Source organism: Streptomyces sp. NPDC104307 (genome assembly GCF_055584045.1).
Map to the genome: position 1 here is coordinate 161161 of NZ_JBVJMU010000003.1, position 25435 is coordinate 186595.

The 25435-nt window shown below is 71.7% G+C and carries 22 protein-coding genes; 9 read left to right on the top strand and 13 right to left on the bottom strand.

Features of this window, described 5'->3' with window-relative positions:
- Positions 1-211 precede the first annotated feature (211 nt).
- Positions 212-1069, bottom strand: a complete 858-nt coding sequence (gene map, locus ACZ601_RS10805) for a type I methionyl aminopeptidase (RefSeq protein ID WP_440578693.1) — start codon at positions 1067-1069, stop codon at positions 212-214.
- Between the two features lie 258 nt (positions 1070-1327).
- On the opposite strand from map, the gene ACZ601_RS10810 reads away from it, so the two are divergent.
- Positions 1328-1561: a hypothetical protein gene (locus ACZ601_RS10810; RefSeq protein ID WP_024494784.1), complete on the top strand. Its 234-nt coding sequence runs from the start codon at positions 1328-1330 to the stop codon at positions 1559-1561.
- Between the two features lie 38 nt (positions 1562-1599).
- Here ACZ601_RS10810 and ACZ601_RS10815 read toward each other — a convergent pair whose 3' ends face one another.
- The gene (locus ACZ601_RS10815) at positions 1600-2910 is read right to left on the bottom strand and encodes an MFS transporter (protein WP_469535660.1); all 1311 of its coding nucleotides are present in this window, start codon (positions 2908-2910) and stop codon (positions 1600-1602) included.
- A 151-nt stretch (positions 2911-3061) separates the two neighbouring features.
- Positions 3062-3664 (bottom strand): hypothetical protein, encoded by a 603-nt coding sequence (locus ACZ601_RS10820; protein ID WP_440578691.1) that lies wholly within the window; start codon positions 3662-3664, stop codon positions 3062-3064.
- Positions 3665-3855: 191 nt separating this feature from the next.
- Between ACZ601_RS10820 and npdG the strand changes: the two genes are divergently transcribed.
- Entirely contained in the window at positions 3856-4566 is a 711-nt protein-coding gene (gene npdG / locus ACZ601_RS10825; RefSeq protein WP_469535663.1) for an NADPH-dependent F420 reductase, read from the top strand.
- 95 nt (positions 4567-4661) lie between these two features.
- Positions 4662-4838 carry a hypothetical protein gene (locus ACZ601_RS10830; protein ID WP_469535666.1) on the top strand — a complete coding sequence of 59 codons (177 nt, stop codon included), beginning with the start codon at positions 4662-4664 and terminating at the stop codon, positions 4836-4838.
- Positions 4839-4854: 16 nt separating this feature from the next.
- Here ACZ601_RS10830 and ACZ601_RS10835 read toward each other — a convergent pair whose 3' ends face one another.
- Complete coding sequence (locus ACZ601_RS10835; RefSeq protein ID WP_469535669.1) at positions 4855-5652, bottom strand: site-2 protease family protein; 798 nt, start codon at positions 5650-5652, stop codon at positions 4855-4857.
- 247 nt (positions 5653-5899) lie between these two features.
- On the opposite strand from ACZ601_RS10835, the gene ACZ601_RS10840 reads away from it, so the two are divergent.
- Positions 5900-9274 (top strand): AfsR/SARP family transcriptional regulator, encoded by a 3375-nt coding sequence (locus ACZ601_RS10840; protein WP_469535672.1) that lies wholly within the window; start codon positions 5900-5902, stop codon positions 9272-9274.
- A 49-nt stretch (positions 9275-9323) separates the two neighbouring features.
- Here ACZ601_RS10840 and ACZ601_RS10845 read toward each other — a convergent pair whose 3' ends face one another.
- The 3 genes from ACZ601_RS10845 to panB all read right to left on the bottom strand — a co-directional run bounded on the left by ACZ601_RS10845 (position 9324) and on the right by panB (position 12208).
- A complete protein-coding gene (locus ACZ601_RS10845) occupies positions 9324-10187 on the bottom strand; it encodes an ABC transporter permease (protein ID WP_469535674.1) in 864 nt (287 codons plus the stop codon).
- A complete protein-coding gene (locus tag ACZ601_RS10850; protein WP_440573703.1) occupies positions 10184-11200 on the bottom strand; it encodes an ATP-binding cassette domain-containing protein in 1017 nt (338 codons plus the stop codon). Before ACZ601_RS10850 ends, ACZ601_RS10845 begins: the two co-directional genes overlap by 4 nt.
- A gap of 120 nt (positions 11201-11320) precedes the next feature.
- Complete coding sequence (panB, locus tag ACZ601_RS10855) at positions 11321-12208, bottom strand: 3-methyl-2-oxobutanoate hydroxymethyltransferase (RefSeq protein WP_469535677.1); 888 nt, start codon at positions 12206-12208, stop codon at positions 11321-11323.
- A 187-nt stretch (positions 12209-12395) separates the two neighbouring features.
- Between panB and ACZ601_RS10860 the strand changes: the two genes are divergently transcribed.
- The 4 genes from ACZ601_RS10860 (at position 12396) to ACZ601_RS10875 (ending at position 17388) form a co-directional block, all read left to right on the top strand.
- On the top strand, positions 12396-14012 hold the full coding sequence (locus ACZ601_RS10860) for a DHA2 family efflux MFS transporter permease subunit (protein WP_440573704.1): 1617 nt from the start codon (positions 12396-12398) through the stop codon (positions 14010-14012).
- An 83-nt stretch (positions 14013-14095) separates the two neighbouring features.
- On the top strand, positions 14096-14788 hold the full coding sequence (locus ACZ601_RS10865) for a TetR/AcrR family transcriptional regulator (RefSeq protein WP_469535682.1): 693 nt from the start codon (positions 14096-14098) through the stop codon (positions 14786-14788).
- Between the two features lie 165 nt (positions 14789-14953).
- Positions 14954-15997, top strand: coding sequence for an endonuclease/exonuclease/phosphatase family protein (locus ACZ601_RS10870; protein WP_469535685.1), 1044 nt, complete (start codon positions 14954-14956; stop codon positions 15995-15997).
- Positions 15998-16179: 182 nt separating this feature from the next.
- Positions 16180-17388 carry an MFS transporter gene (locus ACZ601_RS10875; protein ID WP_469535686.1) on the top strand — a complete coding sequence of 403 codons (1209 nt, stop codon included), beginning with the start codon at positions 16180-16182 and terminating at the stop codon, positions 17386-17388.
- Positions 17389-17537: 149 nt separating this feature from the next.
- On the opposite strand, the gene ACZ601_RS10880 is transcribed toward ACZ601_RS10875, so the two are convergent.
- The 6 genes from ACZ601_RS10880 to ACZ601_RS10905 all read right to left on the bottom strand — a co-directional run bounded on the left by ACZ601_RS10880 (position 17538) and on the right by ACZ601_RS10905 (position 23656).
- A complete protein-coding gene (locus ACZ601_RS10880; protein ID WP_440573708.1) occupies positions 17538-19292 on the bottom strand; it encodes an NAD+ synthase in 1755 nt (584 codons plus the stop codon).
- 91 nt (positions 19293-19383) lie between these two features.
- Entirely contained in the window at positions 19384-20976 is a 1593-nt protein-coding gene (locus ACZ601_RS10885; RefSeq protein ID WP_469535688.1) for a multicopper oxidase family protein, read from the bottom strand.
- Between the two features lie 84 nt (positions 20977-21060).
- Positions 21061-21507 carry a DUF6153 family protein gene (locus ACZ601_RS10890; protein ID WP_469535691.1) on the bottom strand — a complete coding sequence of 149 codons (447 nt, stop codon included), beginning with the start codon at positions 21505-21507 and terminating at the stop codon, positions 21061-21063.
- Positions 21508-21647: 140 nt separating this feature from the next.
- Positions 21648-22073, bottom strand: a complete 426-nt coding sequence (locus ACZ601_RS10895) for a CBS domain-containing protein (RefSeq protein ID WP_440573711.1) — start codon at positions 22071-22073, stop codon at positions 21648-21650.
- Positions 22074-22199: 126 nt separating this feature from the next.
- Positions 22200-22973 (bottom strand): DUF305 domain-containing protein, encoded by a 774-nt coding sequence (locus ACZ601_RS10900; protein WP_469535695.1) that lies wholly within the window; start codon positions 22971-22973, stop codon positions 22200-22202.
- Positions 22970-23656 carry a DUF3105 domain-containing protein gene (locus ACZ601_RS10905; RefSeq protein WP_469535698.1) on the bottom strand — a complete coding sequence of 229 codons (687 nt, stop codon included), beginning with the start codon at positions 23654-23656 and terminating at the stop codon, positions 22970-22972. Before ACZ601_RS10905 ends, ACZ601_RS10900 begins: the two co-directional genes overlap by 4 nt.
- 244 nt (positions 23657-23900) lie before the next feature.
- Between ACZ601_RS10905 and glnA the strand changes: the two genes are divergently transcribed.
- The gene (glnA, locus tag ACZ601_RS10910) at positions 23901-25262 is read left to right on the top strand and encodes a type I glutamate--ammonia ligase (protein ID WP_123526403.1); all 1362 of its coding nucleotides are present in this window, start codon (positions 23901-23903) and stop codon (positions 25260-25262) included.
- Positions 25263-25435 lie beyond the last annotated feature (173 nt).

Sequence of the window (25435 nt, forward strand, 5' to 3'; positions counted from 1 at the left end):
CCGGGGACCAAGGGGGACGGGAAGTCCAGAAAGAGACGGAGATACCGGCCCGCCGCGACGGTGTGCCGCAGCGCCGGCCGATGTCCCGATCTTCCTACTTAGGCTTACCTAAGTCAACTGTTTCCCGACGACCTGTCGGTAAAAACGGCCGGAGACACGGAAACGGCCGCCCGGGAGGGGCGGCCGTCTGGAGTCGGGGTCGGGGGAGGGGCTACGGGAGCGTGAGGATCTCGGCGCCCGTCTCCGTCACCACCAGCGTGTGCTCGAACTGAGCGGTGCGCTTGCGGTCCTTGGTCACCACGGTCCAGCCGTCGTCCCACATGTCGTAGGTGTGGGTCCCGAGCGTCAGCATCGGCTCGATGGTGAACGTCATGCCGGGCTTCATCACCGTGGTGGCGTGCTCGCTGTCGTAGTGCGGAATGATCAGGCCGGAGTGGAACGAGGAGTTGATCCCGTGCCCGGTGAAGTCCCGCACCACCCCGTACCCGAAGCGCTTCGCGTACGACTCGATGACCCGCCCGATCACGTTCACCTGGCGGCCCGGCCGGACCGCCTTGATCGCCCGCTTCAGCGACTCCTCCGTGCGTTCCACGAGCAGCCGCGACTCCTCGTCCACGTCCCCGCAGAGGTAGGTGGCGTTGGTGTCGCCGTGCACCCCGTTGATGTACGCCGTCACGTCGAGGTTCACGATGTCGCCGTCGCGCAGCACCGTCGAGTCCGGGATGCCGTGGCAGATCACCTCGTTGAGCGAGGTGCAGAGCGACTTGGGGAAGCCCCGGTAGCCGAGCGTGGACGGATAGGCGCCGTGGTCGCACATGAACTCATGGGCGACCCGGTCGAGTTCGTCCGTCGTGACGCCCGGGGCGATCAGCTTCGCGGCCTCACCCATCGCCTGCGCGGCGATTCGCCCCGCGACGCGCATGCGCTCCACGGTCTCGGCGTCCTGCACCTCCGGGCCGGTGTACGGCGTCGGGGCGGACTTGCCGACATACTCGGGGCGCCGGATGTTTCCGGGCACGGAACGGACGGGAGTGATCTCCCCTGGTACAAGCAGCGACTGGCCAGACATGCCAGCGAGTTTAGGGCCTACCATTCGGATCATGCCGGGCTCGCGGGGTCCGGCACGCACATCTGCCGCGTTGTCGTCGGTCGTCAATGCTCCTTCCCCAAGCTCTCGGCTTCGCTCGAGCAGGGGAGACCCCATCTGACTCCCTCCTCCGCCTTGCAGCTGCACGCACCGGACCCCGCTCCCTGATCCGGCCTGATCCGAATGGCAGGCCCTACGAGCGTTCCCGGGGCACCATGGCACAGAGGAAAGGAGCCGGTGATGGCCCTGTTCAAGAAGCGCACGGTCGGCAAGCCGGGCGAGTGGTACTACTGCCTGGAGCACAAAAAGGTCGAGGAGGGCCCCGAGTGCCCGGCCAAGGACCGCTTCGGCCCGTACGCCTCCCGCCAGGAGGCCCAGCACGCGATGGACACCGCGCGGGAACGCAACCTGGAGTGGGAGACCGACCCCAGGTGGCACGACCGCCAGGGGCCGGACGAGAACGCGGGCGGCTGACGGCGGCACCCACGGGCTGAGGGGCCCGCGCCCCGGGCTCAGCCCGCGGGCGCCGCCTCCAGGCCGTCCTCGCGCTGAGCGCGCCTGCGCAGCGCGTCCGCGTCGGTCTCCGAGTCGTAGGTGAGGAGCTTCGGCAGAGCCGCCGCCAGCAGCGCCACCGAGGCGACGCAGGCCACCCCGCCGCTCCAGACGGCCGTACGCGTCCCCGTCCACCCGGCCATCCCGCCGGCCCGGACCTGGCCCAGCTGCGGGCCGACGCTGTACGAGAGCACCTCGATGCCCGCGAGGCGGCCCCGGAGCTCCTCCGGGATGGTCTGGTTCCAGATGGTGGAGCGGCCCAGGCCGCTGAGCATGTCGCCCGCACCCGCCACCGCCAGGCAGACCAGCACCAGCCACACGTTGCCGAACCAGCCCGCCGCCGCGATGGCAAGGCCCCAGACGGCGGCGCCGGACACCACGAACAGCCCGTGTCTGCGCACCCCCCTGGTCCAGCCGCTGGTCAGGCCCAGCACCAGCGAGCCCACCGAACCCGCCGCGTACATCAGCCCCAGCGACCACTCGGCGTCCAGCTCGTCGCTGAGGAACGGGAAGATCGCGTTCGGGAAGGCGAAGAACATCGCGGCCATGTCGATCGCGTACGTCCCCAGCAGCACCGGCCGGCTCCAGGCGTACCGAGCCCCCTCCGCGATGCCGCGCAGCGACGGCTTCTGCCCCTTCTCCACGGGCGGTGCGGGCGCCAGCCGGCGGCACAGGAACACCGAGACGGTGAACGTGACGACCGTGATGGTGTAGGCCGTGGCGTGACCGGCGTACGCCACCACCACACCGGCCAGCGACGGGCCCATGATCGCGCCGGCCTGCCAGCGCAACGAGTTCAGCGCGGCGGCGGCACCCAGCTGGTCGTGCGGCACGATCCGGGCCATCAGCGAGTCCAGCGCGGGCCGCTGGAGCCCCGAGAGCGCGGAGACCCCGCCGGCGACCACGTAGAGCGGCCAGAGCAGTGGGTCCGGCAGGGCGGCGTTGACCAGCAGGACGAGCGCGAGCAGTCCGAGCCCCGCCTCGGTGCCCAGGATGACCTTGCGGCGGTCCACGGCGTCGGCGAGCGCGCCGCCGTAGAGGCCGAACACGACCAGCGGCACCAGTTCGACCGCGCCCATCGCGCCGACCGCGAGCGGTGAGCCGGTGAGGTGCTTGATCTGGAGCGGCAGCGCGACCAGCGCCATGGAACTGCCGAAGAAGGTGACGAGCCCCTGCACCCACAGCAGCCGGAAGTCGGCCGAGGACCGCCAGGGCGAGAGATCGGGAAGGAGCGCGGAGAGCCTGGCGGCGAGGGAGGAGCGAGAGGTCACGAGGAGACATGGTCCGTCGAGATGCCCGGCCGGGGCAAACGCGTTTCCGGAACCGTCCCGTCCGGCCCGGCGCGAACCGCCTTGCCCGGCCCGGCGCGAACCGTCCCGTCCGGCCCGGCACGAACCGCCTTGCCCGGCCCGGCGCGTCCCGTCACCAGCGTGGCGGCGGGGGAGCCGTCAGCTGGTCGGCGAGCCGGGACAGCCGGTCGCGGAAGCGCCGCCGGCCACGCGGCACGGGCGCGCTGTTCTCCCCGGCCGCCGCGCTCACCAGGTGCTGGACCGTGTCCAGGTCCACCTCGTCGCCGCCCGCCACGGACAGCGCCTCATGGGCCAGGCCCCGGACCTCCGGATCGCCGTTGTCCAGCGAGAGCACCGTCGCCCCTGCCCGGCGCGCGTCGTGCACCCGCTCCAGCAGGCCCTCGCCGGGCGACCGGGGCGCCACCACGAGCAGCGTCGCGCCCCGCCCGGCCGCCTCGATCCTGCCCAGGCCCACCGCCAGATGGGCCGGGTCCCCTGGCGCCACCCGGTGCCGTACCAGCGTGGGCGCCAGCTCGGGCAGCCCCGACCAGGTGGACTCGTCGACCAGGTGCGCGGCCAGATGCCACGGCTCGTACTCCTCGCTCCCCACCAGCAGCAGCCCGCCGCCGTGCGGGACGACGGACGAGCGCAGCGTCCCGGCGAACCGCCGGGTGGCGGCCGGCCACTCCGTCCCGGCGAGCACCTCACGCAGCAGCGCCACACGTACGGCATCCATGGCCCGGCATCCTGCACCACGGGCCGGGCTTCCCAGGGCGGAACGGCCACCGGACCACCCGAACGGGGCCGGGAACGTGATCCGGATCGCGGTCCGGCGGCGGGGCGGGCCCCAGGGCCTGTCCGGTGGATCCTGACCCCGGCCCTGATCCACCGGACACGCCCTGGCCACCTGGAAGTACTGTCGGGGCCATGACTACGAATGACAGCGGCAGCGCGCCCAAGCCCCCGGCCAAGGACCCCTGGGACCTCCCCGACGTGTCCGGACTGACCATCGGCGTACTCGGCGGCACCGGCCCGCAGGGGCGCGGACTCGCCTACCGGTTCGCCCGCGCCGGACAGCAGGTCGTCATCGGCTCCCGCGCCGCCGACCGCGCGCAGACGGCCGCGGAGGAGATCGGCCACGGCGTCCGGGGCGCGGACAACGCCGGATGCGCCCGCGACAGCGACGTCGTGATCGTCGCCGTGCCGTGGGACGGGCACGCCAAGACCCTGGAGTCGCTGCGCGAGGAGCTCGCCGGGAAGCTCGTCATCGACTGCGTCAACCCGCTCGGCTTCGACAAGAAGGGCGCCTACGCCCTGAAGCCGGAGGAGGGCAGCGCCGCCGAGCAGGCCGCCGCCCTGCTGCCGGACTCCCGGGTCACCGCCGCCTTCCACCACCTCTCGGCCGTGCTGCTCCAGGACGAGGCGATCGAGGAGATCGACACCGATGTGCTGGTGCTGGGCGAGGCCCGCGCCGACACCGACCTCGTCCAGGCACTGGCCGCCCGTATCCCCGGAATGCGCGGCATCTTCGCCGGACGGCTGCGCAACGCCCACCAGGTCGAGTCGCTGGTCGCCAACCTGATCTCGGTCAACCGCCGCTACAAGGCACACGCGGGGCTGCGCACCACCGACGTGTGAGCCGCGCCGCCCCGGCCGTACCCCGCTCGGAGCGGTCCGGGGCATGGGGGACACTGGAGGGGACCGCGCACCACCCCCCGACAGGAGCCCTCCCCATGCCCCGCCTCGCTCTCTACGCCGTCGTCGTCTGCGTCCTCGCCGTCGTCGCGGCCGTGATCTCCTTCGTGCAGGGCAGCTGGCTCCTCGGGGTCCTCTGGGTGCTCCTGGTCGGCCTCTCGTCCAACATGGCCTGGTACTACCTGCGCCGCCGGCGGGCCACGCAGAACGCCTAGGTCCCTGGGGCGGCCCTCAGCCGTTCAGCGAGCAGATCTCGTTCGGCGTCTGCCAGAACCGGTAGGCGTCCAGGCCGCAGTACGTGTCGAAGTCACTGACGCCGAGCGACCGCAGCAGCGCGTCGACCGCGTCGAAGAACGCCGCGTTCACCCCCGGCACCCACAGCAGGGCGAACACGGCGATCAGCCCGAACGGGGCGAACGGCTCCACCTGGCGGCGCACCGAGTGGGAGAGCCAGGGCTCGATCACCCCGTAACCGTCCAGACCCGGAACCGGTACGGAGTTCAGGATCGCCGCCGTCACCTGGAGCAGCGCCAGGAAGCCGAGCGCGTACCGGAAGGCGGCCGGGACACCGCTCAGGGCGTCCAGCCAGAACGGCGCCGTGCACACGACCGCGAACAGCACATTGGTCAGCGGGCCCGCCGCCGAGATCAGGCTGTGCCGCCAGCGGCCCCGGATCCGGCCGCGCTCGATGAAGACCGCACCGCCCGGCAGACCGATCCCGCCCATGATCACGAACAGCACCGGCAGCACGATGCTGAGCAGGGCATGGGTGTAGCGGAGGGGATTGAGCGTGAGGTATCCCTTGGCGCCGATGGAGATGTCACCGCTGTGCAGCGCGGTTCTGGCGTGCGCGTACTCGTGGAGGCAGAGCGACACCACCCAGGCGGCCGTGACGAAGAGGAACGTGGCGAACCCCGGCTGATCCGCGAAATCCGTCCACACCGCCCACCCGGACACCGCCGCGACGGCGGCGATCCCGAGGAAGACCGGGCTGATCCGCCGGTCGCTGCGCGCTGGTGCGGTGGTCATCGGTGGCTCCTGGTGGCTGCGGGGAGGAACGGGAGCGGGCGGGCGGCGAGCCCCGACCGTACAGGCGACACGGCCAGAACGTCTGGCATCCTGCCGGTGGTTCCGTAAAGGGTGGGGGCATGACAGGCAGTACGGATGCCGGTGGTTCCGTAGAGGGTGGGGCATGACAGGCAGCACGGCGGACGGCCGGCACGCATCCGGCGGGGCCGTGGTCCCGCTTCCGGCCCCGGTCACGGAGAATGGGCGCGTGCGCTACAGCATCCTCGGTACCACCCAGGCACTCCGCGACGACGGCACGGCCGTCGCCGTCGGCGGGGCGCGGCTGCGCGCCCTGCTCACCGTCCTCGCGCTGCGGGCCGGCCGGACGGTGCCCGCCGCCGTGCTCGTCGACGAGGTGTGGGACGGCGATCCGCCCGCCGACGCGCCGGGCGCCCTCCAGGCACTCGTGGGCCGGCTCCGGCGGGCGCTCGGCCACGCGGCGGTCGCCTCCGCGGAGAACGGCTATCGGCTGGCCGCGGAACCGGACACCGTCGACCTGCACCGCTTCGAGCGGCTCGCGGGGGAGGGGGCGCGGGCCCTGGAGGAGGGCGATCCGGCCAAGGCCGTGGGCGTCCTCGACGACGCGCTGGGCCTGTGGCGCGGGCAGGTCCTCGCCGACCTGCCCGACCGGTACGCCGAAGCGTCCCGCTGGACCGCGCGCCGGCTCGACGCCCGCCGCACCCGGCTCACCGCCTCGCTCGCCCTCGGCCGGGCCGAGCGGGTGCTGCCTGAACTGGCCGCGCTCTGCGGCGAGCACCCCCTCGACGAACCGCTCCAGGCGCTGCGGCTGCGCGCCCTGCGCGACGCCGGACGCACCGCCCAGGCGCTGGCCGCGTACGAGGAGGTGCGCACCGTGCTCGCCGACCGGCTCGGCGCCGATCCGGGCGCGGAACTGAGGTCCCTGCACGCGGAGCTGCTCCGCCAGGAGCCGGTGCTGCCGGTCATACCCGAGGCTGCGGCGGAGCGCGCCGCGGCCCCCGGCCGCCGCACGGCCCCGGGCCGTCCGGCCCCCGCGCCCGCCGCTCCCGCCGTCGCCCCGCCCGGCAACCTCCGGGCCAGGCTCACCAGTTTCGTCGGCCGCGAGAGCGACATCGAGACCCTGCGCGGCGACCTCGCGGACGCCCGCCTCGTCACCCTGCTCGGCCCCGGCGGCGCGGGCAAGACCCGGCTCTCCCAGGAGGCCGCCGAATCCGTCGATCCCGGCACCTGGCCGGACGGGGTCTGGCTGGCCGAACTGGCACCGGTCGAAGAGCCGGAGGCGGTGCCGGAGGCCGTCCTCACCGCGCTCGGCGGCCGCGAGACCGTGCTGCGCGGTGCGGGCGCGGAGGAGCTCAGGGCCGTCGAACGCGGCGCCGGGGAACCGCTCGCCCGGCTCACCGAACACCTCTCCGGGCGCCGCGTGCTGCTGCTCCTGGACAACTGCGAGCACGTCATCGAAGCCGCCGCCGCCCTCACCGACCACCTGCTGGCCCGCTGCCCCGAGCTCACCGTGCTCGCGACCAGCCGTGAACCCCTCGGTGTACCGGGCGAGTTCGTCCGGCCCGTCGACCCGCTGCCCGACCCGATGGCGCTGCGCCTGTTCGCGGACCGGGGCGCCGCCGCGCTGTCCGGCTTCCGGGTCGACGCGGACGAGCGGACGGCGGCCGCCTGCGCCGAGATCTGCCACCGCCTCGACGGGCTGCCGCTCGCCATCGAACTGGCCGCCGCCCGGCTCCGGATGCTCACACCGCGCCAGATCGCCGACCGGCTGGACGACCGCTTCCGGCTGCTCACCGGCGGCAGCCGCACCGTGCTGCCGCGCCAGCAGACCCTGCGGGCCGTCGTCGACTGGTCCTGGGACCTCCTGGACGGACCCGAACGCACCGCCCTGCGCCGCCTGTCGGTCTTCTCCGGCGGCTGGACCCTGGCCGCCGCGGAGGCCGTCTGCGCCGACCGGCCGGACGACGCGCAGGATGTCGCCGCGGTGCTCGGCTCACTCGTCGACAAGTCGCTCGTCGTCGCCGCACCCGCAGAGGACGGCGGGATGCGCTACCGCCTCCTGGAGACCGTCGGCGAGTACGCCGCCGAACGGCTCGACGAGGCGGCGGAGCGGGACGCCGTCGAGCGCCAGCACCTGGTGTTCTTCCGGGAGCTGGCCCGTACCACCGACCCCGGGCTCCGGGGCGCAGGGCAGCTCGCCGCGATCGGACAGTTCCAGAGCGAGTACGAGAACCTGCGCTCCGCCCTGCGGCACGCCGTCGCCGCAGGGGACGAGCAGGAGGCGCTCTGCATGGTGCTCTCGCTCTCCTGGTACTGGCACATACGCGATCTGAGCACCGACGCCCTGCACTGGGCCGACGCCGCCGCGGCCCTGGGCCCCGATCCGTTCACCCCGCCCGGCAGCCCCGCGCCCTCCCTGCACGAACGCTGCACCGACGCGCCCCCGCCGATGAGCCCCGAGCTGCTCCAGGAGGCGCGGCGGCAGGTGTCGCTGGTCCGGATGGTCAGCTCGGACAACGGCATGGACGAGTGGACGAGCATCGACAGCATGGCGCGGCTCCGCGCCATCGCGCACACCTACCGGACGGGCCAGCCGCAGACCTGCCGCTTCCCGGCCTCGCTCTGGTTCTTCGCGGTGCTGGTCACCGGGGACATGGGCGCGGTGCGTGTCCTGCTGGAGGAGACGGTCGGGGCCGCACGGGGCTTCGGCTACGAGTGGGAGCTGGCCGCGGCGCTCCAGATGCGCGCCAACGTGCTGGCCAACCGGCTCGACTGGTCGGGCGAGGCCCGTGCGGACGCCGACGAGAGCCTGGACATCTTCCTCCGGCTCGGGGACGACTGGGGTGTCGCGGAGGCGCTCTCCTCCCGGGGCGAGGCCAACGAGAAGCGGGGCGACTACGGCCGGGCGGCCGAGGACTACCTGGCCGCGGTCGGCTATGCGGAGAAGATCGGCGCACGGGCCCAGGTGTCGGTGCTCCGCACCCGGTACGCCTCCGCCCTCACCGAGCTGGGCCGCGGCCCGGAGGGTGAGGTCATCCTGCGGGAGGTGCTTGAGGAGACGTGGCACGTGGGGCACGGGGCGAAGTCCTTCGCCCGGCTCTTCCTGGCCATGTGGCTGGGGCGCTCCGGCCGTACCGGCGAAGCCCGCGTGCACCTCGGCGCGCTGTGCGAGGAGTTCACGGCGGAGACGGAGGCGGTCTTCCACGGTTTCGTGGTGGGCGCGGTGGCCTGGCTGGACACCATCGACGGGCTGTACGCGCAGGCCCTGGACCGGAGCCGGGAGGCGCTGGAGCGGTCCGACGACCCGCTGACGCAGATGGTGGCGCCGCACATGGCCGCGACCCATCTGGTCACCGCCGCGCGGGCGCTGGGCGGCCTCGGCGGGGAGCCCGGTGCGGCGCTCGCGGTGCGGCTGCTGGCCGCCTGCCGGGACCTGCTGCCGAGCGGGCACGTGCCGACGTCGATGGAGCGGGAGAACCACGAGGCGGCGGAGGAGCTGGTCAGGGCCGTCCTCGGGGACAGCGCCTTCGAGTCCGCGTACGCCGAGAGCGGCGGCCTCTCCGTGAAGGAGGCCGCCGCTCTCGTCGAGGCGTACCGGAGCTGAACCCCGTCCGCCAGGGGACAGGACTCAGGGCCGCCCGGCAGAGCCGGGGTCAGGACTTCTTGCGGAACTTGGACACCGCGATCGGTGCCATGATCGCGGTGATGAGCACGGTCCAGCCGAGCGTCAGCCAGACCGAGTGGCCGACCGGGGTGCCCATCATCAGGGCGCGGGCCGAGTCGGCCAGGTTGGACAGCGGGTTGTAGTCGGTGAACGACTGGAGCCAGCCGGGCATCGTCGTGGGCGGGGCGAAGATGGAGGAGCCGAACTGGAGCGGCATCATCACGATCATCCCCATTCCCTGAACCGCCTGGGTCGTCTTCAGGCTCAGCCCGAGCAGGATGAAGATCCACATGATGGCGGCGCCGAACGCGGCCGCCAGTCCGATCGCGCCGATCAGCCCGAGCACCGAGCCGTGCAGCTCCATGCCGAGCGCGAAGCCCATGCCCAGCAGGATCAGGGTGGCGACCATCATCCGGCCGAGCTCGACCACGATCTTGGCGATGAGCACGGAGGACCGGGCGATCGGCATGGTGCGGAACCGGTCCATGACCCCCTTGCGGAAGTCGTCGTTGACACCGGAGCCGACGGCCATGGCGATGTTCATGCCCATCATCGCCATCAGACCGGGGATCAGGTAGTTCAGGTACTCCTGGCGGCCGCCGCCCATGCTGCCGCCGACGGAACCGCCGAAGACGTACACGAACAGCAGGACGAAGATCACCGGCATCAGGAGCGCGTCGAACATCGACTCCGGATCCTTCTTGATCTGGAGCAGGTTGCGCCGCACCAGCGCCCCGATGTGCCGCAGGTTGTTCCGCAGCCCTATCCCGCCCTCGTCGTGGACCTTCGCGGCCGGGGCGGCGGGCGTCGTGCCGGTGGGGGCGGGGGTGGGCGTCAGAGTCGTCGTGCTCATGCCGCGACCTCCTGGGGAATCGTCTCGGTCTCGGTGACGGTGGCCTTGCCGCCGGTGATGGCGAGGAACACCTCGTCCAGGCTGGGCAGCGCGGTGGCGACGTGCGCCAGCGAGAAGCCCCGGGTGCCGAGCAGGCCTATGACGGCGGTGAGCTGCTCGTCGCTGAGGATCGGTACGTACAGCAGTCCCTCGTCCGGGACGGCCTGCGCGCCCGCGACGCCGTCGAGACCGGCCTCGCGCAGGGCCTGCGCCATCGCGGCCAGCTCTGCGGGGTCCGAGGGGCGGATCTGCAGGGTGCGGCCGCCGACCTTGGCCTTCAGCTCGTCGACACCGCCGCGGGCGATGATCTTGCCCTGGTCGATGACGGTCAGCTCGCTGGCGAGCTGCTCGGCCTCTTCCATGTACTGGGTGGTGAGCAGCACGGTCGCCCCCTCCGCGACCATCCTCTGCACCTCGTCCCAGACCTCGTTACGGGTACGGGGGTCGAGCCCCGTCGTCGGCTCGTCCAGGTACAGCACGGCCGGGCTGCCGATCATGGACGCGGCCAGGTCCAGCCGGCGCCGCATACCGCCGGAGTAGTCCATGGCGGCCTTCTTCGCCGCGTCGGTGAGCGAGAAGCGCTCCAGCAGCTCGTCGGCGCGCGAGCGGGCCTTCTTGCGCGGCAGGTCGAGCAGCCGCCCGATCATGTAGAGGTTCTCCCAGCCGGAGAGCTTCTCGTCGACCGAGGCGTACTGCCCGGTCAGGCCGATGGTGCGGCGCAGCTGGCGGGGCTGCTTCACCACGTCGTAGCCCGCCACGACCGCGTGTCCGGCGTCGGGCAGGATCAGGGTGGACAGGCAGCGTACGAGAGTGGTCTTGCCGGCGCCGTTGGGGCCGAGCACGCCGAGGACGGTGCCCTCGCGTACATCGAGGTCCACGCCGTCCAGAGCCTTGGTCGAGCCGTAGTGCTTGACCAGTCCCCGTACCTCGACGGCGTTTCCGCCGCTCCTGGGGTTCTTGTCGATTCGCGTCATGTCCACTATCAGAACAGCCGTCACCGACAGCACACCGACAAGCGGCCGACAGCCCGCCGACGGGGGAAGTCGGCGGGCTGTCGGTGGTGGGGAAGCGGTCGTACGGGCGGTGCGGTCCGGTCAGTGGAAGGTGTGCTCCGGCGCCGGGAAGGTGCCGCCGACGACCTCGTCCGCGTACGCCTTGGCGGCGTCACCGAGGATCTGGCGCAGGTCGGCGTACTGCTTGGTGAAGCGCGGCACCTTGCCGCCGGTCAGCCCGACCATGTCGGTGTAGACGAGCACCTGGGCGTCGGTGTCCGGACCGGCGCCGATGCCGACGGTCGGGATGTGCAGGGTGCGGGTGACCTCGGCGGCCAGCTCGGCCGGTACGAGCTCCAGGACCACGGCGAACGCGCCCGCGTCCTGCACGGCCTTGGCGTCGCGCAGCATCTGCTGGGCGGCCTCCTCGCCTCGGCCCTGCACCCGGTAGCCCATCGCGTTGACGGACTGCGGGGTCAGGCCGATGTGGGCCATCACCGGGATGCCGGCGTCGACCAGGAGCTTGATCTGCTCGTGGCTGCGCTCGCCGCCCTCCAGCTTGACCGCGCTGACCCCGGACTCCTTGATGAGCCGGGTGGCGTTGCGCAGGGCCTGGACGGGGCTCTCCTGGTAGGCCCCGAAGGGCAGGTCCGCGACGATCAGGGCGCGCTTGGTGCCCCGTACGACGGCGGCGGACAGCATGGCGATCTCGTCCATCGTGACGGGCACGGTGGTCTCGTAGCCGAGGTGACAGTTGCCCATCGAGTCACCGACGAGCATGACCGGGATGCCGGCCTCGTCGAAGACGGACGCGGTCATCGCGTCGTAGGCGGTGAGCATGGGCCACTTCTCGCCGCGCTCGGTGGCGGCGGCGATGTCGTGGACGGTGACGCGGCGGTTGCTCTTTCCTCCGTACAGCGCCTTGCTGCTGTCGGCGGGGGCTCCCGCGGTGGGTGTGGCGGACTGGTTGTGCGCAGCCTGAAGCGACATTGCCAACGGCTCCTTCGTCATCTCGAGGCGCCCTGACGGCGTCCCCGGATCCCTTCCATGGTGGCATCCCGGAGCCGGTCACGGGAAGTGGGCCCGCGCATCGGCCTGGCACCGGGTGCCATATCGCCCGGTAAAGACTTTCCAATACGAGACGGTCTCGTATCGAAATGAGGTTAGGCTTTCCTTCATGTCCATACCGTCCGGCGCTCCCGCCGTCGTGCCCCAGGTCCCGGAGGCGGTCCACCGCCGCCGCTGGGCGATTCTCGTTGTTCTGATGTTCAGCCTGCTCATCGTGGTGCTGGACAACTCGATCCTCAACGTCGCCGTCAAGACGATCGCTTCCCCCGCACCCACCGGACTGGGGGCCACCCAGAGCGAGCTGGAGTGGGCGATCAACTCCTACACCCTCGTCTTCGCCGGACTGCTCTTCACCGCAGGACTGCTCGGTGACCGCATCGGGCGCAAGAAGATGCTCCTCCTGGGCATCGTGCTCTTCGGCATCGGCTCGGCCTTCGCCGCGATGTCCGGCTCGCCCGGCGAACTCATCGCCTGGCGCGCGGTGATGGGCTTCGGCGCCGCCTTCGTGATGCCGGCCACCCTCGCCGTCCTGATGAACGTCTTCGAGCGCGACGAGCAGCCCAAGGCCATCGGCATCTGGGCGGGCAGCGTGGGCCTCGGCATCGCGATCGGCCCGATCACCGGCGGACTGCTCCTCGAACACTTCTGGTGGGGCTCGATCTTCCTGGTCAACGTGCCCGTCGTGATCATCGCGCTGATCGCGATGCTGATCCTCGTGCCGGACTCCAGGGACCCGAAGCCGGGCCGGCTGGACCCGGTCGGAGTGGTGCTCTCCATCATCGGCCTGGTGCTGCTGGTGTACGGCATCATCCGCGGCGGCGAACTGGCCGACTTCACCGCCGTCTCGGTGCTCCTGCCGGTCATCGGCGGACTCGCCGTCCTGGTGGTGTTCGTCCTCCACGAGAAGCGCAGCGCCAGCCCGGCCATCGACATCACGTACTTCAGGAAGCCGGCCTTCTCCGCCGCCGTCGCCGCGATCGCGCTGGTCTTCTTCGCGCTGATGGGCGTGACGTTCTTCTCCGCCTTCTACATGCAGAGCGTGCGGGGCTGGAGCGCCCTGCAGTCCGGGCTGCTGATCCTGCCCCTGGCCATCGCCCAGATGGTCTTCGCGCCCAGGGCCCGGCTGGTGGTCGCACGGTTCGGCGCCCGCGCCGTGTGCACCGTCGGCATGCTGATGGTCGCGGTCGGACTCGCGGCGTTCGCGCTGTTCGACGCCGACACCCCCGTCTGGCTGATGTGTGTGGTCTTCTTCGTGCAGGGCACCGGCATGGCCCATGTGATGCCGCCGGTCACCGTCGCCGTCATGCAGGCGCTGCCGCGCGAGAAGGCCGGCTCCGGCTCGGCCGTCAACAACACGTTCCGGCAGGTCGGCGGCGCGCTCGGGATCGCCGTCCTCGGCTCCGTGCTCTCCGCCGTCTACCGGAGCGACATCGAGAGCCACCTCGGGGCGCTCCCGGCCGCCGCCAGGGACACCGCGGCGGAGTCGATCGAGGCGACGCTCGGCATCGCGGAGAAGATGGGGCCGAAGGGCGCCCCGCTGGTCACCGCCGCGCACGACGCGTTCCTCAGCGCCATGCACGTCACGGCCATCAGCTCGGCCTTCGTCGCCCTGCTCGGGGCGATCGTGGTCGCCCTGTTCCTGCCGGGCAAGGCACCCGCCGCGCAGCCGCCCGTCCCGGGCGGCGCCCAGGACGATCCGACGGTGCCCGCGCCCGCGGCACGCTGACGCCGGAACGGGCCGGCCCCGGGGGGATGCCGCCGGGACCGGTCCGTTCGGGGAGAATCGGGGGCGGCGAAAGGTGGTTTCACGTGCAGGCTCAGGCAGCGGACCGGGACGAGCAGGCCCCGGGCGAGCACGACCGCGACCCCGGTGAGGAGCAGGAGCCCCGTCGAGGGCGTCCGCGCAGCGCGGCGGCCGAGCGCGCCATCCTGGACGCCGTCGTCGAACTGCTGGAGGCCGGCGAGCCCCTCGCCGGCCTGTCCATCGAGCGGATCGCCCGCACCGCCGGGGTCGGCAAGGCCACCATCTACCGGCGCTGGGCCGACAAGGAGGAGCTCTTCGTCGACGTCCTGCGCGACATCGAGCCCCCGGAACCCGACGTCTCCGGTACGGCCGGCCTCGGTGACCTGCGCGTCCTGCTGGAGTCGATGCGCAGACGCGGACTGGCCCAGCGCTCCTCCGTACTGCTGCACAACGTCTTCGCCCAGATGAAGAGCCACCCCCGGCTCTGGGCCGAGTACCAGTGCACCGTGATAGCGCCCCGCCGGGCCGCCATGCTCGCGGCCGTCCGGCGGGCCGTCGAGGCCGGTGAGCTGCGCGGCGACGCGGACGTGGAGCTGATGGACGACCTGTTCCTCGGCCCCATGCTCGTACGCACCATCCACCGGCCCGACGCGCCGCTGCCCGAGGACCTCACCGACCGCATCATCCAGCTGCTGGTCGAGGGGATCGGGCCGAGGCCGCCGGGCGGGGCTGACGCGCCCGGACCCCCACGCATGTGATCGTTCTGTCACAAGCCCCCGCAGACCGCCCCCCGCCGGAACCCGCCGCGCCTCCTCGTTCGTCCTGGTGGCAGTACGGCCGTCGTCGACGGCGGGAATCGCGTCGCTCATCGCCTAGGGTCGTGGGCGCGGCGATGTGCACGGCAAGGCAGTGAGGACAGCGCGATGGTGCAGGCGTACAGGGCGGACACCGGAAACGGCGGCGGAGGACCGCAGCCCACCGGCCCCCGCTTCCGGGACCTGCGCGACAGACTGAGCGACAGGCTGGGCAGGCTGGCCCGGGACCGGGGCATCTGGCGGCGCGGGCTGGTCCTGGCCGGCTGCTCGGTCCTGCTGACCTTCGTCATGCTCCTGCACTCCCACATCCCGAACACCATCGGCAACCTGGGCAGCCTCACCGAGACGTTCCTGCCGTGGATCGCCGTCTTCGTACCGGTGCTGCTCGTACTGGGCCTGGTACGGCGCTCCGCGACCGCGCTGATCGTGCTCCTGCTGCCGGTCATCGTCTGGTTCAACGTGTTCGGCGGACTGCTCACCGACAAGTCGGGCGGCGGCGGCGACCTCACCGTCGCCACCCACAACGTCAACGCGGACAACGCCGACCCCGCGGGCACCGCCCAGCAGGTGGCGGGCTCCGGGGCCGACGTCATCGCCCTCCAGGAACTGCCCGCCGGCAAGGTGAAGACCTACGAGTCGGCGCTCGCCGGGCGCTTCCCGTACCACTCGGTACAGGGGACCGTCGGCCTCTGGAGCAAGTACCCGATCAGCGACACCCGCCCGGTGGACATCAAGATGGGCTGGGTCCGGGCCATGCGGACCACCGTCACCACCCCCAAGGGCAAGGTCGGCTTCGTCGTCGCGCACCTGCCCTCGGTCCGGGTCAAGCTGCACGCCGGTTTCACCGCGAACCAGCGCGACCAGAGCGCGGACGCGCTCGGCGAGGCCATCGCGGACGAAGGGCTCGACCGGGTCGTCCTGCTCGGAGACCTCAACGGCACGATGAACGACCGCTCGCTCAACGCGGTCACCTCCCAGATGCGCTCCACCCAGGGCGCGGCCGGCGACGGCTTCGGATTCAGCTGGCCCGCGTCGTTCCCGATGGCCCGGATCGACCAGATCATGGTGAAGGGTGTCGACCCGGTGTCGTCCTGGACGCTGCCCGCGACGGACAGCGACCACCTCCCGATCGCCGCCCGCGTCAACCTCTGACGTCTCCGGATTCCCGACGCTCCTGAGTTCCCAGGCGCCCCTGACATCTGTCACGTCACGGTCCGTTTACCTCCCGGCATAAACCATCTGAGAGTATTTGTTCCGATCAGAGACCGAGGCCGACCGGCGATGGAGCCGGTCCGCTGTCGCGTGCTCCGCCCCCTTCGGAAAGGTCTCTCCTCATGCCCCTGGCTCTGCTCGCCCTCGCGGTGAGCGCCTTCGGCATCGGTACCACGGAGTTCGTGATGATGGGCCTGCTGCCCGACGTCGCGGACGACCTCGGCACCTCCGTCCCCACGGCGGGCTATCTCGTCTCGGCCTACGCGATCGGTGTGGTGCTCGGCGCCCCGCTGCTCACCGCCCTCGGCTCCCGCGTCCCGCGCAAGCGGATGCTCCTGCTCCTGATGGCGCTCTTCACCGTCGGCAACCTCGCCTCCGCGCTCGCCCCCGGCTTCGGCTGGCTGATCGCGGGCCGGATCCTGGCCGGGCTGCCGCACGGCGCCTTCTTCGGCGTCGGCGCGGTCGTCGCCGCCCGGCTGGTGGCCGACGGGCGCCAGGCACGGGCTGTGGCGACGATGTTCCTCGGCCTGACCGTCGCCAACATCGTCGGAGTGCCCGCCGCCACGTTGCTCGGCCAGCACCTCGGCTGGCGGGCCACGTTCCTGGTCGTCGCGCTGATCGGGCTGGGCGCGATGGCCGCGCTCGCCCGGCTCGTTCCGCAGATCCCGGTCGAGGCCCACCAGGACGTCCGCCGCGAGCTGCGCGCCCTGGGCAACCGGCAGGTGCTGCTCGGACTGCTCACCGCCGTGTTCGGCTTCGCCGGGGTCTTCGCCGTGTACTCCTACCTCTCGGCGATGACGACAGAGGCGATGGGCTTCGGGGAGTCCTCCGTGACCCTGGTGCTGGCGCTCTTCGGCATCGGCATGACCCTGGGCGCGCTCGCCGCGGGCCCGCTCACGGACCGGGCACTGCGTCCCACGCTGTACGGATCGCTGGGCGCGCTCGCGGTCGTCCTGGTCGTCTTCCCGTTCGCCGCCCAGGTGCAGTGGGCGGCGCTGGTGATGGTGGTGCTGCTGGGCGGGGTCGGCTTCATGACGACGACGCCGCTGCAGATGCTCGTCATGAACAAGGCCAAGGACGCCCCGACCCTGGCGTCCGCCTCCAACCACTCCGCGTTCAACCTGGCCAACGCGGGCGGCGCCTGGCTGGGCGGCATGGCCATCGCGGCAGGCTGGGGCTGGACGTCCCCCGCCCTGGTCGGCGCGGTCCTCGCCGTGGCCGGCCTCGCGGTGGCGGTCACCGCGGGCGCCCTGGACCGCGACCGGGGTGTGTCCAGGGTCGTGGCGGGCGCGGTGGCCGGCCGCCAGGAGACGAGCGTAGACGCGCACTGAGCAACGGCGCCCGGCAAAACCAAGGCAACGACGCCCGGCACCCTCAAGCCCGTCCGGCGATTGAGGACAAGGGAAAGCCCGTCCGGCGATTGAGGACAACCCCTCAGCCGGACGGGCCCGAAGCCGAAGCCGTACCCCACCCCCCGGCGTCAGCCGGACTCGCGCCACCGGTTCGTGATCGGCAGCCGCCGGTCCTTGCCGAAGCCCTTGGGCGAGATCTTCGTGCCCGGCGGATACTGCCGCCGCTTGTACTCCGCGGTGTCCACCATCCGCAGCGTCTTCGCGACCAGCGCCGCGTCGAACCCGGCCGCGACGATCGCGTCGAGCCCCTGGTCCCGGTCGACGTACAGCTCCAGGATCCGGTCCAGCACGTCGTAGTCCGGCAGCGAGTCCGTGTCGACCTGCCCCGGGCGCAGCTCCGCGCTGGGCGGCTTGGTGATGGAGGCCTCCGGGATCGGCGGGGTCTGCCCGCGCTCCTCCGCGGCCCGGTTGCGCCACTTCGCCAGCCGGAAGATCGCCGTCTTGTAGACGTCCTTGATCGGCCCGTACGCGCCGACGGAGTCCCCGTAGAGCGTCGAGTAGCCGACCGCCAGCTCCGACTTGTTGCCCGGCGCCAGGACGATCTGGCCCTCCTGGTTGGAGACGGCCATCAGCATCGTGCCGCGCAGCCGCGACTGGAGGTTCTCCTCGGCGAGACCGGTGAGCCCCAGCGACCCCATGTACGCGTCGAACATCGGCTCGATCGGTACGGTGCGGAAGTTCAGCCCGGTGCGCCGCGCCAGCTCGGCCGCGTCGCCCTTGGAGTGGTCGGAGGAGTACTTCGACGGCATCGAGATGCCGTAGACGTTCTCCGCCCCCAGCGCGTCGCAGGCGATCGCCGCGACCAGCGCCGAGTCGATCCCGCCGGAGAGCCCGATGAGCACGCTGCTGAAGCCGTTCTTCGCGGCGTACGCGCGCAGGCCCACGACGAGCGCGGAGTACAGCTCCTCGTCGTCGTCGAGCCGGTCCGCGTACCCGCCGGCCAGCTCCGCCTCGTACGGCGGCAGCGGCTTCTCGGAGAGGACCACGTGGTCGATGCGCAGCCCGTCGTTCACCACGCCCGAGGGCGCGTCGGGCGCGGCGGCCGGCAGGTCGAGATCGATGATCACGCTGCCCTCGGCGAACTGCGGCGCACGGGCGATGACCTCGCCCCGCTTGTCGACGACGATCGAGTCGCCGTCGAAGACCAGCTCGTCCTGGCCGCCGATCATCGCGAGGTAGGCCGTCGTGCAGTCGGCCTCCTGGGCCCGCTTGCGGACCAGTTCGAGCCGGGTGTCGTCCTTGTCCCGCTCGTAGGGCGAGGCGTTGATCGAGAGCAGCAGTCCGGCCCCTGCGGCCCGCGCGGCCGGCACCCGGCCGCCGTCCTGCCAGAGGTCCTCGCAGATGGCGAGCGCGACATCGATCCCGTGCACCCGCACGACGGGCATCGAGTCGCCCGGCACGAAGTACCGGAACTCGTCGAAGACGCCGTAGTTGGGCAGGTGGTGCTTGGCGAAGTTCAGCGCGATTCCGCCCCGGTGCAGCACCGCGGCGGCGTTGCGCGGGGACCCGGCGGGCTGGCCGTAGCGCGGCGCGGCGAACTCGGAGCGGTCGAGGTATCCGACGACGACCGGCAGCTCCCCGAAGCCCTCCTCGTCGAGGCGGGCGGCGAGCGCGCGCAGCGCGTCCCGCGACGCCTCGACGAAGGAGGACCGCAGGGCCAGGTCCTCGACGGGGTAACCGGTCAGCACCATCTCGGGGAACGCCACCAGGTGGGCGCCCTGCGCGGCGGCGTGCCGGGTCCAGTGGAGGATCGCCTCGGCGTTGCCGGCGAGGTCACCGACGGTCGAGTCGATCTGATTCAGTGCGAGGCGTAGTTGAGGCACGCCGCCCAGTGTAATCGTCTGACTGACGCGATGTCCTGGCGGGCCGCGTAAAAGGCCGTGCGGCCCGCCGGACGGCCCGCCAGGTGGCAGGTCAGCTCCGGTAGCCGACGACCGTCATCATGCCCGCCTCCGCGTGGTACAGGTTGTGGCAGTGGAGCATCCACAGCCCCGGGTTGTCCGCGTCGAAGTCGACGGTGAGGGTTTGCCGGGGCAGCACGATCGCGGTGTCCTTACGGGCCCCGGACGCGTTCCCGGCCAGCGCGAAGGTGTGCCCGTGCAGATGGACGGGGTGCCACATCAAGGTCGCGTTGCGGAACTCCAGCCGGACCCGTTCCCCGGTCTGCACCGGATGGCGCTGGTCCGCGCTGTACGGCTTACCGTCGAACGCCCAGTCGTACGCGGCCATGGAACCGGTCAGCCTGATCCGCACCGTCCGGTCGGGCGTCCGGCCGGACAGCGCCACGGACGCGTCCGGTACCAGCCGGTCCGAGGTCACCAGCTCACCGTCCAGCTCCTTCGGCCGCACGGTGGCTGCGGGCGCCGCCCCGCCCCCGGTCCGCAGCAGCGCCATCGCGGAGGCCTTCTTGCCCTCGGCCAGCGCGGTCAGCGGGAACACCCCGTCCCCGGCGGTCACCAGCACGTCGTACCGCTCGCCCATGCCGAGCAGCAGGGCGTCCGTCGTGGTGTGCCGGACCGGGAAGCCGTCGGTGTGCGTGACCGTCATCCGGTGGCCGCCGAGCGCGACGCGGAAGGCCGTGTCACCGCCCGCGTTGATGATCCGCAGCCGGATCCGGTCGCCGGGCCGGGCGCTGAAGGCGGCCGGGTCCTGCGGGACGCGGCCGTTGACCAGGTAGTACGGGTAGCCGACATCGCCCGCGTCGCCGCCGAGCAGCTTGCTGGTGGCGCCCATGAGCATGCGCGAGGGCCCGGTTCCGGCATCGGCATCGGCATCGGCGGAGGGCATGTCCTCCATGCTGTGCCCGCTGTGCCCCTTGGTGAGTTCCTGGAGCACCGCGTCGGGGGTGGAGCCGTCCACCCCGTCGAGCCAATCGTCCAGGACGACGACCCACTCCTTGTCGTACGAGAGCGGCTCCTTCGGGTCGTCCACGATCAGCGGCGCGTACAGCCCTCGGTCCAGCTGGACGCCGGAGTGCGGGTGGAACCAGTACGTGCCGGGGTCCGGCACCGCGAACCGGTACGTGAAGTCCTTGCCCGGCTCGATCGCCCGCTGGGTCAGTCCGGGGACGCCGTCCATGTCGTTGCGCAGGGCGAGCCCGTGCCAGTGCATCGAGGTCGCCTGCGGAAGGTGGTTGGCCAGGGTGAGGGCGAGCGTGTCGCCCGTGGTGACCCGCACCTCCTTGCCGGGCAGCCGGTCCCCGTACGCCCAGGTGCTGACGGTGTGCCCGCCGCCCAGGTCGAGCCGGGACGGCGTGGCGGTGAGGGAGACCTCGCGTACGGGGCCGGAGCCCCGGCGCTTCTCGGCCGCCGCGACCTCGGGGCCGTCGGGGGACACGTACCCCTCGGGGGCCGCGGTGCCGGACGGCCCTGCGTCGCCCATGGCGGAGTGGTCCATGCCGGAGTGGCCGGAGCTCGTGCCGCCGTCGGAGCAGGCGGCGAGGGCGCCGGTACCGGCGAGGGCGAGCGATGCGCCGAGCACGGCGCGTCGGGTGTGCTGAACGGGCATGACTGAGTGCACCTCAAAGGTGTTGTCGGTGTGGTGAAGGGCGGACGGGGCGCGGTTCGCCCCGGACGGGGGCGCGGGCGCCGCCTATATCCGCAGTACCGACAGACCGGTGAGGACGGCCTTGCGCGGCCGTGGTGGGGGAGGGGGCCGGGGCCTGCGCGAAGAACCGGCGACGGTTGTCCGCGGCAGACCGCTCGCGGGCCGCCGCGCCGCCATGAGAGCGGTGAGCAGGGCGAGGCCCCAGACCGAGAGCACGGCGAGACAGACGGCCATCGGGTCCATGCCGCGCATCGGCGCCGGGTGGACGGGGCGCCGGAGGTCCGGGTGCGCGGCGGCCTCCGGGGCAGCCGCCGCGTGCGCGACGGCCATGGGTGCGGCCGCCGCGTGCCCGGCGGCGGCCATCGGGGCGGCAGCGCCACCCCGCCCGCCGTGCTCCGCCGGGTGACCGACCGTGTGCATGGTGAAGATGCCGAAGAGCAGCGCGGCGAACAGCAGCAGCTGCCCGTACCTCGCACTCCTCGTCCCGAACATGGCGGCCACCCTACCCCTACCGGGTATATAAACGGCGGCGGCCCGTCACCCCGCGCGGCGGATGACGGGCGCGTCGGGCGGCGGAGGACGGGCGCGTCGGGCGGTCAGGCCGTACGCGGTGCGGGTCAGTCGCGGTGCGGTCAGTTGCGGGAGTAGACCTTCTCGGCCCAGGCGGCGATCTGGTCGTCGGAGAGGTGCTGTGCGAGATCGGCCTCGCTGATCATGCCGATCAGCTTCTTGTTCTCGACGACGGGGAGCCGCCGGATCCGGTGGTCCTGCATCTCGTGCAGCACGTCCTCAACCTCCGCGCCCGCGTCGATCCAGCGCGGCGTGCCCTGAGCCAGGTCGCCCGCGGTCACCTTCGACGGGTCCTTGCCCATCGCCACGCAGTCGACCACGATGTCGCGGTCCGTCAGGATGCCGATCATCCGGTCCTGGTCGCCCTCGGCCGAGATGGGCAGCGCGCCGACCTTGTGCTCACGCATCAGCTGTGCGGCGCGGTCGAGGGTCTCGTGCGCCGGGATCCAGGTGACGCCGGTGTGCATGATTTCCTTGGCGGTGGTCATGGGGGACTCCTCCTGCGTGCCGGTGGGCACTGCTCTACGACCCCGAGCGAACCCATCGTGAGGGGCCCGTTCGGGGTACGCGAGCGCTGTCACCCATTCGGGTGCATCTGCGGTACGCGGGAACTCTCAGCCGTGGACTCGGGGCTTCGCTCCACGGGGCTTCGCTCCACGCTCGGCGAGCAGGTCGGCCATCGCGTCCAGCTCGGACTGCTGGGCCTCGACCATGCCCCGGGCGAGCCGCTTCTCCACCTTGACGGTGCACAGGTCCGCGCAGCCGCGCGCCATGTCGATGCCGCCCTTGTGGTGGTCGGTCATCAGCTGGAGATACAGGATCTCGGCCTGCTTGCCGCCGGCCTCGCGGAGTTGGCGGAGCTCGGTGCGGGTGGCCATGCCGGGCATCAGGGACCCGTCGTGCGCCTGGTAGGCGTCCCCGTCCATGCCGGGCATCCCCGCCATGTCATGGCCTTCGTGCCCACTCCCGCCACCCCCGGCCATCCAGGCCATCGGCTCCTGCCCGGCGGCCACCTTGGGCAGCTCCCACAGATCCAGCCAGCCGAGCAGCATGCCCCGCTGGTTGGCCTGGGTGTTGGCGATGTCGTACGCGAGCCGGCGTACGTCCTCGTCCCGCGTGCGGTCCCGGACGATGAAGGACATCTCGACGGCCTGCTGGTGGTGGACGGCCATGTCGCGGGCGAACCCGGCGTCCGCCGAGTCCGTCCCGGGCCCCGTCGCGGGCCCCGTCCCGGGCGTGCGCGGGGCGGACCCGGCGGCGCTTGTGTGCTCGCCCGCCCCGTCGTCCCGTGCCGAGGCCACCGTCGCGGCGCCCGCGAACAGCACCGCGAGCGCCACGGCCGAACCGGCCACCCAGCGGGTGCGCCGGGTGCGCTCCGTAACCGTCATTCCGCCCCCCGCCCGCCGGTGCACGCCGCACCGGGCTCCGGTGTCTGCGGCCCCTGCACGTACTTACTGAAGAACTGCGCCACCCGGGGGTCACCGGCGCCGTCCACCGTCAGCTGCTTGCCCCAGGCGCTCAGCATGATCGTGCCCGCCTGGTCCTTGTACGGACTCATCAGCGAGTACGGGGTCTTCGAGACCCGGTCCGCCAGCGCGGCCACGTCGGCGGCCGGGGCCTTGTCCGTGTACGTCACCCACACCGAACCGTGCTCCAGCGCGTGCACGGCGTTCATGTCGGGGATCGGCTTCTTGTATACCTCCCCGTCGCAGTTCATCCAGACGGGGTCGTGGTCACCGCCGACCGGGGGCTTCATCGGGTACGTCACCGGCTTGGTGACGTGGTTGCGGCTCAGCTTCTTCGCGTCCCAGGTCTTCTCGCCCTCGATCGCGTCGCCGCCCGCGTCCTTCCCCTCCGCCCCGGGCTGCTCCGAGGCCTTCGCGTCCGAGGACTTCTGGTCCGCCGACGCCTCGGACCTGTCGAGCAGCGTGTAGCTGCCGAAGGCGACGAGACCTGCGACGACGACGGCGCCGATGCTTATGGCGGCCACACGGTTGCGGCGGTCCCGCGTGCGGTCGGCGTTGCGCATCTGCTCTATGCGCGTCCTGCGGTCGTGGCTCTCGTGGCTCATGTCGTGGGTCCTTCTGCGAAGGGGCGATGAGGGTCTGGAACGGGCCGGAAATCCGGTGTGCGCAGGGCGGTTGCCGGACTGCCGCGACCCGTGCACACCATGGCCGACGATCGTAGTGGGTGGCCGAGTGCTCCATCTCACGTCGTGTGCGTAATCTGGGTGAAATCCCGGGTCGTGATACTGGCAGTGTCTCCCCTACCCCGGGCGGTGGTGCACGGACCGTCTGAACTGCAAGGATGTGGCTATGGACAAGCAGCAGGAATTCGTCCTCAGGACACTTGAGGAGCGGGACATCCGGTTCGTCCGGCTGTGGTTCACCGACGTGCTCGGTTATCTCAAGTCCGTGGCCGTGGCCCCTGCCGAGCTTGAGCAGGCGTTCGACGAGGGGATCGGCTTCGACGGCTCGGCCATCGAGGGCTTCGCCCGCGTCTACGAGTCGGACATGATCGCCAAGCCGGACCCGGGCACGTTCCAGATCCTGCCCTGGCGCGCGGAGGCCCCCGGCACCGCCCGCATGTTCTGCGACATCCTGATGCCGGACGGCTCGCCGTCCTTCGCGGACCCGCGCTACGTGCTCAAGCGCATCCTGGCCAAGACCTCGGACCTGGGCTTCACCTTCTACACCCACCCGGAGATCGAGTTCTTCCTGCTGAAGGACAAGCCGGTGGACGGCAGCCGCCCCACCCCGGCGGACAGCTCCGGCTACTTCGACCACACCCCGCAGAACGTCGGGATGGACTTCCGCCGCCAGGCGATCACGATGCTCGAATCGATGGGTATCTCGGTCGAGTTCAGCCACCACGAGGGCGCCCCCGGCCAGCAGGAGATCGACCTGCGGTACGCGGACGCGCTCTCCACGGCCGACAACATCATGACGTTCCGTCTGGTCATGAAGCAGGTCGCGCTGGAGCAGGGCGTGCAGGCGACGTTCATGCCGAAGCCGTTCTCGGAGTACCCCGGCTCCGGCATGCACACCCACCTCTCCCTCTTCGAGGGCGACCGCAACGCGTTCTACGAGTCCGGCGCCGAGTACCAGCTGTCCAAGGTCGGCCGCTCCTTCATCGCGGGTCTGCTGATGCACGCCGCGGAGATCTCCGCCGTGACCAACCAGTGGGTCAACTCCTACAAGCGCATCTGGGGCGGCTCCTCCCGCGCCGCGGGCGCCGGCGGCGAGGCCCCCTCGTACATCTGCTGGGGCCACAACAACCGCTCCGCCCTCATCCGGGTCCCGATGTACAAGCCCGGCAAGACGGGCTCTGCCCGCGTCGAGGTCCGCTCGATCGACTCCGGCGCCAACCCGTACCTGACGTACGCGGTCCTGCTGGCCGCCGGCCTCAAGGGCATCGAGGAGGGCTACGAACTCCCGGCGGGCGCCGACGACGACGTCTGGGCCCTGTCCGACGCCGAGCGCCGCGCGATGGGCATCGAGCCGCTCCCGCAGAACCTGGGCGAGGCGATCTCGCTGATGGAGAAGAGCGAACTGGTCGCGGAGACGCTCGGCGAGCACGTCTTCGACTTCTTCCTTCGCAACAAGAAGCAGGAGTGGGAGGAGTACCGCAGCGAGGTCACGGCCTTCGAGCTGAAGAACCTGCTGCCGGTGCTGTAGTCCCTGATCAGCGGCACGGAGAGCGCACTGCGGGCGGGTCACCCGGTTCAACCGGAGTGGCCCGCCCGCAGTCATGATCAGCTCTGGGCCGTCAGGCCCGGACGGGCGGAGCGCCTTGATGTTCGCTCCGGCGTCCAGGAGCACAGAGGCGTAGAAGTGCCGCAGGCGAAGAC